The following is a 7,361-nucleotide window of genomic DNA, read 5'->3' as shown; positions in this document are numbered from 1 at the left end:
GTCGACCGCCAACTCGTCCGCAACGTCACTCAGCAGGCTTCCTTTCACTTCTGATACTCTCGATTCGATGACTGCGGCGACCGGTTCGTCGAACGATTCGCGGATGTGGTCTATCCTGTCGCGTTCGGTCCGACAGCGATCACGGAGATACGTCGCCCCGCATCCGGTTTCGTCGTCGTCGGGTTCCGGCGTCACCTTGTTGATGACGAGTCCCGACACGGGCAGTCCCGATTCGGTGAGTTCCTCGACCGCCCTCCCGGTCTCACGAATCGACAACTCGTCCGGATTGAGGACGAGGAAGAACGACGCGTCGTCGCGCAACACGGTACCCGCGAACTCGAACAACTCCTTTCGCTCCTGTAACCGAGCGATGATCGGGTCCCCGTCCGCCACTCGACGCGGTTCCCTGTCGCCGATCGCGGCCTTCTCGAACAGGTCGATACTCTGTTGGCGTTTGTGAAGCAGGCGGTCGATCCAGCCTTCGAGGAATTCGGGAAGCGAGAGGAGTCGGAGCGTCCCGCCGGTCGGCGAGGTGTCGAAGACGACGCGGTCGTACTCCTCCGAACTCCGCATCACGTCGATGAACCGGTCGAACAGCGCCGATTCGTGCGCGCCCGGCGTCTGGTGTGCCATCTCGACTTGGCGGTCGATGGCGTTCACCAACCCCGCGCTGACGTGGTCGCCCAGGGAGCGTTTTATCTCCATCAGGTGGTTTTCGACTTCCTCCTCGGGGTCGATTTCCATCGCCCAGAGGTTCTCGATTCCCTCCACTGGGCGCGGGTCGTCGCCGAACTGCTGGTCGAACACGTCGGACGTGCTGTGTGCCGGGTCGGTCGAAACGACCAGCGTTTTCAACCCCGATCGGGCGCATTTCAGGCTGTAAGCACTCGAAACGGTCGTCTTTCCGACACCGCCCTTGCCGCCGAAGAACACGAACTTATTCATGTTAGAAATGGAACTGTTGCCCCTTTCGTTCGACGAGCGATTCACGGTCCCACATCCGCCGTTCCCACGCCTCGAACTCGTCGGTGAGGTACGGGAGCAGTTCGGCGGTGTAGTACGATACCGGACTCGGTACCCCGAACACGTCGGGGAAGCACGCGAGCATGAATTCGTCCTCCAAATCCTCGGCTTCCTTCTCTATCAGTTCGTAGGCGGGATGGGAAATCATCCCATGATAGAGGCCGCGAAGCCACTCCTCGACGGAGCGACGGAACGTCTCGATTCGGTCCGCGAGAGACATACACACACAGAGTTTCCCTCGCTATTTAAGCAGGCCGGTCGGTTCGAACGCCGGTTCGGACGGTTTGAGAGGCGTCCAGCCAGGCTTAACACGGTGGAATACGTGTGCCACGATAACAAATGAATCAGGGGTCCATTCCGGTCACGATTTTGAGTGGCAACCTCGGCGCGGGCAAGACGACGACGCTCAACCACCTCCTGCGCGAGAGCGACGACATCGACATCGCGGTGCTCGTCAACGACATGGGTGAGATCAACATCGACGCCGAACTGCTGGAGGACGGCACCGAACTCGTCGCGGACGAGGGCGTCGCCGAACTCTCGAACGGCTGTATCTGCTGTGAGCTACAGGACGATTTGCGAACCGAAGTCAGCCGTCTCGCCCGCGAATGGGAGTTCGACACGCTCGTCGTCGAAGCGTCCGGCATCAGCGAACCCGCCCCCATCGCGCGGTTGTTCACGACGGAATCGCGCGTGGCCGCCCGCTACGACGTGGACGCGACCGTCACCGTCGTCAGCGCCCGACAATTTCGGGACTTCTTCGAACCCGGCGCGCCGGTCGAGCGAACGGAAACGGAGGACGGCGAGGTGCGCCCCCTCTCGGACCTCGTCATCGAGCAGATCGAGTTTTGTGACATCCTCCTCCTGAACAAATGTGACCTCGTTGACGACGACCGACTGGACGAAATCGAGGCGACCCTCCGCGCGCTCCAACCCCGCGCGGAACTGATTCGAACCGAACACGGACGGGTTTCCCCCGACCGAGTGCTCCAGCGCGGCCTGTTCGACCTCGGCGCAGTCAGCGACTCCGCCGGATGGAAGCAGGCCATGGAGCACGCCGAGGAACACGCGGACGGCCACGACGGCGACCATCACCACGATTCCGAAGGGACACACGACCACAACAACCACGACCACAACAACCACGACCACAACAACCACGACCACGGCCACCGCCATCCGCAGGAGGCCTTCGGGATCACGTCGGTGTCGTATCACGCCACTCGGCCGCTTCATCCCGCTCGCTTGCACGACTTCTTCGCGTCGCTCCCGGACGGCATCGTCCGTGCCAAGGGGACGTTTTGGGTCGCCGGACGGGACGACGTGAAACTGGAATATGGGCAGGCCGGATCGTCCGCCCGTGTGACCATCGCCGGGGCGTGGATCGCCAGCCTTCCGGAGATCGATCAGGACCTCTACCGGAGCAACCGTTCGGCAAGTTACTGGGACGAGGAGTGGGGCGACCGCCGGACACAACTCGTTTTCATCGGAACCGACGTGGACGAGGATGGTATTCTCGCCGCGCTGGACGACTGCGTGCTGACCGACGACGAGATGGACGCCGACTGGAACGCGTTCGACGATCCGTTCCCGAGCGACGAGGACGGTCTGCTGACTTACGGCGAATGACCAGTTGGCGGCGTTCCACGACTGTCACTGGCTCCCGCGGGTTCGCTCGTATCGTTAGCTTATAGCCACTCGCCACTCACGAATCGAATATGACTATCGAGAAGCGAGGTGACGCCCACCTCATCACGCACGCGATGGCGAAGGACACCCTCTCGAAGATCCGGGACGAGAAGACCGAACAGGTCGGCTTCCGCAAGGGGCTCGTGAAACTCGGTCGTATCTGTGGCTACGAAATCATCGACGGCGCGATGGACACCGAGTACGTCTCCATCGACACACCGCTGACCGAGACCACCGGCGAGCGCGTCAAAGGACTCGACAACGTGGTCATCATCAACGTCCTCCGCGCCGCGACGCCATTCGTCGAAGGCCTGCTCAAGGCGTTCCCCCGCGCCAAACAGGGCGTCATCAGCGCCGGACGCGACGAGGAAGCGGGCATGAACGAAGACGGTGAGTTCCCCATCACCATCGACTACGTCAAACTCCCCGAAATCACCGAGGAGGACACCGTCATCGTCGCCGACCCGATGCTCGCCACGGGTAGCACGATGTGTGCCGTCCTCGAAGAAGTGCTCCGCGAGCAGCCCAACCCGGAGAACTTCTTCGTCCTCTCGGCCGTCAGCGCCCCTGACGGATTGCTCCACGTCCACGACCAGTTCCCCGAGGCCGACCTCCTGACCGTCAGCATCGACGACCACCTCAACGACGACGGCTTCATCGTCCCCGGACTGGGCGACGCGGGCGACCGCGCCTTCCGAACGACGTAACTGGTATCCTGCGCCGATTTTTGATTTCGGTGTCGTCCGTTTTCTCCGACCGTAGTACCATCGGGTTCATTTTGACGTTTGACAGCTGTCGCTACGGTGATTCGGTTCAGATGGGACGTCCGCAGCGGCTGTGGAGTAGGCTTGGAGAACGCCCGATTATCCCGTGAGACGACCGAGCGGGAGGTTACGATTTCAGCCCGCTTCCGGTGAGAGGAACGACTACATCCGCGCCCTCGTCCAAAATCCCGCGCTCGCGGTAGGCCGTCAGTCCGGCGACGGCTACTGCACTCGTCGGTTCGATGTAAAAGCCGGTTCGGTGAAGCCTGTCGAGGGCGTCCTGGGTCGCACCGGCGTCGAGCGAGATGGCGTCGCCGTCCGTCTCGTGGATGGCGTCAAGGATTTGGTCACAGCGGACGGGTCGGGTGATCTGAATCCCGTCGGCGACGTCGTTCCGCTCGGGTTTGTCCCTCCCGTCGCCGTCGAGTTCGTCTGCGATGGGGGAGACAGCGGCGGCCTGCACGCCGAGCAGTCGCGGCATCGAATCCGTCCACCCCGCGTCGTACAGGGCGCGGAAGCCGCGGTACGTTCCCAGAAACAGCGTGCCGTGGCCGAGCGGCGTCACAACCGCGTCCGGAACCTCCCAATCGCGCTGGGCGGCGAGTTCCAGCGCGAACGTCATCGTGCCAGCGAAGAAGGCCGGGTTCCACGCGTGGCTGGCGTACCAACCACTACCGGCTTCGACGGCCTCGATACAGGCGTCGGTCACGTCCTGTCTACTTCCCTCGATGCGGACGGGGGTCGCGCCAGCGCGCTCGATGGCTTTGAGTTTCGAGGCCTTCGCGTCCGCCGGAACGTAGATCTCTGCGTCGATTCCGGCGCGAGCGGCGTACTGAGCGATTGCCGCACCCGCGTTGCCCGAGGAGTCCTCGATCACGGTCTCGACGCCGAGTTCGGCGGCACGCGACAGGGTCGTCGTCGCGCCTCTGTCCTTGAAACTCCCCGACGGAAACACGCAGTCGAGTTTGAACTGGGCGTTCCAGTCGTCTGCGTCCACGAGCGGCGTGAACCCCTCGCCGAGGCTCGCGACGCGGCGGACGGGGAGGAACTCCTCGAACGCCCAGAGACCGTCCCTCGTGTCGATGTCAGAGAAATCAGGAGCGGGACGGTCCGGGTCGGGAAGCGGTCGTTCGGTGAAGTCGAGTGGATGGCCGCACTCACACCGCCACGGTTCGTCCGCTCCGGCGGTGTATTCGCGTCCACAGGCCGAACATGTGAGGTTGGAGAGCATTGTGATAGTGGGGAAACTCCGGTCGTTGTAAGTGTCGTGGGGAGCGAAGCGTTGTGAGTCTTGTGAACGGGTAGTTGTGAATGGGTAGTCGTGAATGGGTAGTCGTGAACGGAAAGTGTCGCAAGTCGGAACAATTAGTAGCTACTGACGTCGATGCCGATCGAACAGACGTATTCGCCAGTGGCGACCTGCGGCAGGCGACGGGAGCGCCAGAAGATACCGGAGCGGTCGGCGGTGATTTCGGCCTTGAGTTTACCGAACACGTCGGTGATGGTGAACAGGGTTTCACCCGGTGAGACTTCGTCGCCGAGGTCCTTCTCGAAGTTGACGAGACCGCCGCTCGGTGCGCCGTAGCGGTCGAACCCGCTTGCGCGGGTCTGCGAGTTCAGCTCCACGTCCCCTTCGAGGAAGCCGTAGTATCGGAGGACGTTGAATGTACCATCCACGCCGTACTGGATGCTCTCCTCGTCCCAGCCGACACAGCCGCCGAGTTCGGGGTCGATGGTCGGAATGCCGTCGTCGGGCGCGGCGCGGGCGAGTTGCCCGTCCGGACCCTTCTGGTCGAGAACGTAGCCGCAGTCGAACACTTTTGCGAGTTCGAGACATTCGTCGTGCAGTCGATGGCGCGGGCCACAGCGAACACGAGCCTCGTTCATCATTCGACTGGTCGAACCCTGATGCAAGTCGAGAATGAGATCGGCACGCGAGGCGGCCTCGAAGGTTGCCGCCGCGATTCGTTCGCTCGACGTCCCCGACTCATTGCCGGGATACGTTCGATTCATTTTCGTGTCGTCGATTGGGTTCCGGTGTTCCGCGACCTGAAAACCGTGGTAGTTGACGAGTCCGGTGACGAGAATCGTCCCCGAAATATCCTCGGGAGCGAGTTGCGGGACGACTCGATTCACGACGCCGAGACCGTTGAGTTCGTCGCCATCGCTAACTGCCTGTATGTAGAGCGTCTTTCCATCATGCGCGCCGTTGATGACGGCGACGGGAAGCCCGAACTGGCTCCCGTCACGGGTTTCACCAACCGGGAGGCGGCCCGTGTCGATTTCCCCTGGGGCCGCGCTCGCCGTTCCGAGCGTTGTCATTATCGATACACCGTCGCCGAAAACCCTTAGCAGTTCGGTATTCCGGTCGCCAGTTGGATGAACTGTCGGTCTGTATCAAATTGGGATTGTGAACTTCTTCTCCTTCGACCACCCGTATTTCCCGGATACTACTCCTTCCGAAAATACTTCGAACTGATAGCTTTCACACCAACGATTTTACCTCGATGTGTCGTGACCCATCCATGGAACGAAAACACGTCTCCAGTGGTACCGAGTGGGAGGACCGCGTCGGCTACTCGCGTGCGGTTCGTATCGGTACCGACGTTCGCGTCTCCGGGACCACGGCCACCGCCGAGGATGGGTCCATCGTCGGCGAAGGGGACGCCTACGTCCAGACGAAGCGGGCGCTCGAAAATATCGAAACCGCGCTCACTGAAGCGGGGGCACACCTTGACGACGTGGTCCGAACGCGGATGTACGTGACCGACATCGAAAACTGGGAACCGGTCGGCGAGGCACACGCCGAATTCTTCGCCGACGTGCGTCCAGCCACGAGCATGGTCGAGGTGAGCCGACTCATCGCTCCCGAACTGCTGGTCGAAATAGAAGCCGACGCCATCATCACCGCGTGAATTCCGCCGAGATTACTCCTCTCGTACGCTGCCGGACAACTCTTCGAGTCGTTCTGCACCCAACCGCGTTCCCTTCGCCAGGAGCACGTCCCCGGCGTTGATTTCGGTTTCCGGCCCGGGCGAGATGACCCAATCGTCCGGCGGCCGTCGAACCGCGATGACGCGCATTCCCGTCTCGGTTTCGACCCGCTCGGCTCCCAGCGTCGTGCCGTCGAACGCGCTCCCGTGCGTGACCGTCACGCGAACGATGACCTCGTCGCTCTCCTGTACGGCGTACTCCACGACCGGATGGGTGCCCAGACCACGGAGCACGCCCTCGCTGATTTCCACCGCCGCGTCGCTGATGACTTCCGTGCTGTTTGCGAGGTGGACGAGGCCGCGCAAGGAAACGGGATCGTCCACGTTCGCCGCCGCCTGCAACGTCCACGCCTCGAACCGCGACTGGAGTGCGTCCACTTCGGCTTCGAGTTCCACGACTTCCTCCGCCACGTCCGTGCTGTCGAACAGGACGCTCCCGTAGGCCAGATCAACCGCTAACTCACTCATGTTCTTCATCAACACGATTGAATCGACGGCGCGTTCAAGGTCCGTATCCCCGCTTTCCGGTGGCTCCGGCGGTTGATACTCCTTCCCGGTCGCTTGCTTGTACACCTCCGCGACGCCGTCTTCCGATCCGCGCAGGAGCAGTCGGTCGTCCACTCGGAGATCGGTGTCACGATGCGGGTTCAGAATCCAGTCGCCGCCGCGATGAATGGCGATGACGCGAACCCCCGTCTCGGTTTCGAGGTTCAACCCGCCGAGCGTCTGTCCCGCGAGCGGCGACGAACTCGCCACCGAGACGTGTACCAGCGTCTCTATCGCTTCCGGAAGTGTCGCCCGCATCGCCTGCGGGAGACCGATATCCTCCAACACCACCTTCGCGATGTCGCCCGCCGCGTCGGCGATTTTCTCCGCGGCTCCGACGACGCCG

General features: G+C 62.4%; 8 protein-coding genes. 3 read left to right on the top strand and 5 right to left on the bottom strand.

Annotated features, from left to right (window positions below; translation table 11 throughout):
• Positions 1–945 (bottom strand): ArsA family ATPase (locus tag WBV42_RS06150; RefSeq protein WP_423985242.1); only part of this gene is annotated, 945 nt, incomplete at its 3' end.
• Between the two features lies 1 nt (position 946).
• Positions 947–1,243, bottom strand: coding sequence for a hypothetical protein (locus tag WBV42_RS06145; protein ID WP_066139654.1), 297 nt, complete (start codon positions 1,241–1,243; stop codon positions 947–949).
• A gap of 119 nt (positions 1,244–1,362) precedes the next feature.
• Between WBV42_RS06145 and WBV42_RS06140 the strand changes: the two genes are divergently transcribed.
• Positions 1,363–2,652, top strand: coding sequence for a GTP-binding protein (locus tag WBV42_RS06140; RefSeq protein WP_423985241.1), 1,290 nt, complete (start codon positions 1,363–1,365; stop codon positions 2,650–2,652).
• An 89-nt stretch (positions 2,653–2,741) separates the two neighbouring features.
• Entirely contained in the window at positions 2,742–3,419 is a 678-nt protein-coding gene (upp, locus tag WBV42_RS06135) for a uracil phosphoribosyltransferase (RefSeq protein WP_253224738.1), read from the top strand.
• A 184-nt stretch (positions 3,420–3,603) separates the two neighbouring features.
• On the opposite strand, the gene WBV42_RS06130 is transcribed toward upp, so the two are convergent.
• Positions 3,604–4,707: a threonine synthase gene (locus WBV42_RS06130; RefSeq protein WP_423985240.1), complete on the bottom strand. Its 1,104-nt coding sequence runs from the start codon at positions 4,705–4,707 to the stop codon at positions 3,604–3,606.
• A 134-nt stretch (positions 4,708–4,841) separates the two neighbouring features.
• On the bottom strand, positions 4,842–5,798 hold the full coding sequence (locus tag WBV42_RS06125) for a succinylglutamate desuccinylase/aspartoacylase family protein (RefSeq protein WP_423985239.1): 957 nt from the start codon (positions 5,796–5,798) through the stop codon (positions 4,842–4,844).
• Between the two features lie 203 nt (positions 5,799–6,001).
• Between WBV42_RS06125 and WBV42_RS06120 the strand changes: the two genes are divergently transcribed.
• Positions 6,002–6,391, top strand: coding sequence for a RidA family protein (locus tag WBV42_RS06120; protein WP_423985238.1), 390 nt, complete (start codon positions 6,002–6,004; stop codon positions 6,389–6,391).
• Positions 6,392–6,403: 12 nt separating this feature from the next.
• Here WBV42_RS06120 and WBV42_RS06115 read toward each other — a convergent pair.
• On the bottom strand, positions 6,404–7,361 hold a 958-nt coding region (locus WBV42_RS06115; protein WP_423985237.1), incomplete at its 5' end, for a potassium channel family protein.

Source organism: Haladaptatus sp. (genome assembly GCF_049589095.1).
GTDB lineage: Archaea > Halobacteriota > Halobacteria > Halobacteriales > Haladaptataceae > Haladaptatus.
The sequence above is the reverse complement of the archived record's forward strand: the minus strand, read 5'-3'. Positions and strand labels throughout refer to the sequence as shown.